Genomic DNA, 2,254 nt, shown 5'->3' on the forward strand with positions numbered 1-2,254 from the left:
ATAAGCTTTTCACTTACGAACGTGTCGCACGGTTGTCGTTGCCGTAGCCCTCCAGCAGGTTGATGGCTCCCCAGATGCCGAGACCGGCACCCAGTGCAATGACGAGAGTCTGAAGAACGGTTACTGCGCTGTTGAAAAATGCCATAAATGTGTACCTCCTTATATGCTGCGCCCTTGTGGGCTGATGAATAGTAATTTTCCATCTGCATGTGCACCTGCAAATGGGCAAACATATAGCCATGTCTCCAATCCCAATCAGAAACCTGGCTATGTAAAGAGGGGGCAGCTCGCCGCCCCTTCTTATTCTGTTGCCAGCAGCGCACCCATGACATCTTCGTCACCGGAATAAACTTACTTGGCATGATCTGCGTCAATCACTTCGTACTTATCACCGGGCTTGAGCTTCAGCCGATGGTCAAGAAACGCCTCGATGCTGAACGTGTTTTTCTTATCAGCACCGGCAGTGAGCTTATAGTTCGGATGCTGGATCAGATCATATTTATCTGACTTGAACGGTCTGACACCGCGCAGCTGCAAAATGCACTTTCCTCCATCCAACACAGCCAGTTCATCCACCGAGGCCAAGTCATGCCCAACCTTCTGATAATTGGTGCCGTAAGATGGACTGTTGCCTCTCGTATCGGAAGTGTTGTGCAGATCAATCGTTTCTTTTCCCAGTGCCTGATTCAGCTCTTTCAGCGTAGTCGGCTCCGAACCTCCAAGGAAAATACGAGAATCCATATTGCCGATGATGGTATCGGCATTGTCCTTGTAGATAGCCTTCAACTGGCTCTGCGCCTGAAGCACCAGACATGCCGAGATTTCTCTTGATCGGATGGTGGCTACCAGCTTTTCCAGATTCGGAATCTGACCAATGTTCGCACACTCATCAATCAGGCAGCGCACATGCACCGGCAATCTTCCGCCGTAGACATCATCTGCTTTCTCGCACAGCAGGTTAAACAGCTGTGTGTAGATCATAGAAATTAGGAAATTAAAAGTTGGGTCTGTATCGCTCATAATGAGGAACAGAGCCGTTTTCTTATCTCCCACCGTATCCAGCGACACCTCATCGTACATAGTGATATCACGGACTTCCTCAATATCGAAGGGAGCCAGACGTGCGCCGCAGCTCACCAGAATCGACTTTAAGGTCTTGCCTGTTGCTACTTGTCAAGGACTTTTTAATCAAAATCATCTTTTTTTTCGTTCGATTTTCTCCTAAGCTCCCTCAGCATTATTCTTGTAAGTTTATCTTGCATTGTTTCAGTTGCATTTTCATTGAAATGGACAACAACCTCATAGGTGGTCTTTCCAATCTTTCTCTTTGTGCTAATGCCTTTTTTATCTGTATTTTTCAGTTCTTCCATAAATGCTCCTTTCCATTTTTTGGATTTTTGACAATAAAAAAGGAAGTATTGGCTATTTGCTTTTACTTCCTCTCTATAATTTTATTTAATTGTTTTACTTCGACAAATTCTAATTTATCTATCCCTACAAATAAGGAGTTGTTTATTTATGATACTCCTCTATTTTGAGTTTGTACTCCTCTAAAAGATGTCTTGAATAAATCTTTTCGTTTGTTGAGTCTCTAACTTCTTTCCATAGTATGGTAGCAACTTTTAACTTATTAGAATAATAGTCGCTAAATTCATCTGAGCAAAAGTCCTTTAGGAATTGATTCCATTGACAAACTGAATGATCATACTTAGCGTAGTTGGACTCACCATAATATACTTTCAGCATATCTTGAATGGTAAAAATTAAATCATTTTCAGCCTTCACTTTTCGCCAAGCTGTAGCCATATCTGCATTAAATTTAAATGGATCAACACCTGTTACAGACGAAAAATACTCTCGAAATTTTTGATTAAAGGAAAAATCACATTCAAGCAATGGTGTATTTAAGGTTATCTCTTCGGTTTGCTTTTTATTTACTTTCTTTACGGACTTTTCTACTCTATTTCCCTTAAAATATTGTTCTATAATATCGTTCAGCTCTTGTTTTGTACTTCTGTACTCTAATCCAAGATATTTGCAAATTTGTGAAAGCTCTTCTCGATACCAATAGTATCTGTTAAATTCTTCAAATGATTTTATATCTCTAAAATCAGGTCTGTTTTCTTTCATATACTCACCTCATAAACTTCTAATTTGTCAATTTCTCATTCTTTTCATTATATCACTTTTTCCATATTTTGTCAATTGGTCTTGTAATTCTGACGGCGTAAGTTTACTGTAGGATTTGATTGTG

Annotated in this window: 2 protein-coding genes and 2 pseudogenes; all 4 read right to left on the minus strand. The window is 40.4% G+C overall.

The features are described from left to right. Positions 1-16: 16 nt before the first annotated feature. Positions 17-145, minus strand: a pseudogene (locus tag HMPREF1986_RS12720) (Maff2 family mobile element protein); the annotation flags it as partial. Positions 146-351: 206 nt separating this feature from the next. After that, positions 352-1,173 (minus strand): annotated as a pseudogene (locus HMPREF1986_RS00010) (VirD4-like conjugal transfer protein, CD1115 family); the annotation flags it as partial. A gap of 11 nt (positions 1,174-1,184) precedes the next feature. Then, a complete protein-coding gene (locus HMPREF1986_RS00015) occupies positions 1,185-1,370 on the minus strand; it encodes a transposon-encoded TnpW family protein (RefSeq protein WP_009529888.1) in 186 nt (61 codons plus the stop codon). A 142-nt stretch (positions 1,371-1,512) separates the two neighbouring features. Then, entirely contained in the window at positions 1,513-2,130 is a 618-nt protein-coding gene (locus HMPREF1986_RS00020) for an SAP domain-containing protein (RefSeq protein WP_021772647.1), read from the minus strand. Positions 2,131-2,254: the final 124 nt, after the last annotated feature.

Source organism: Oribacterium sp. oral taxon 078 str. F0263 (assembly GCF_000469565.1).
GTDB lineage: Bacteria > Bacillota > Clostridia > Lachnospirales > Lachnospiraceae > Oribacterium.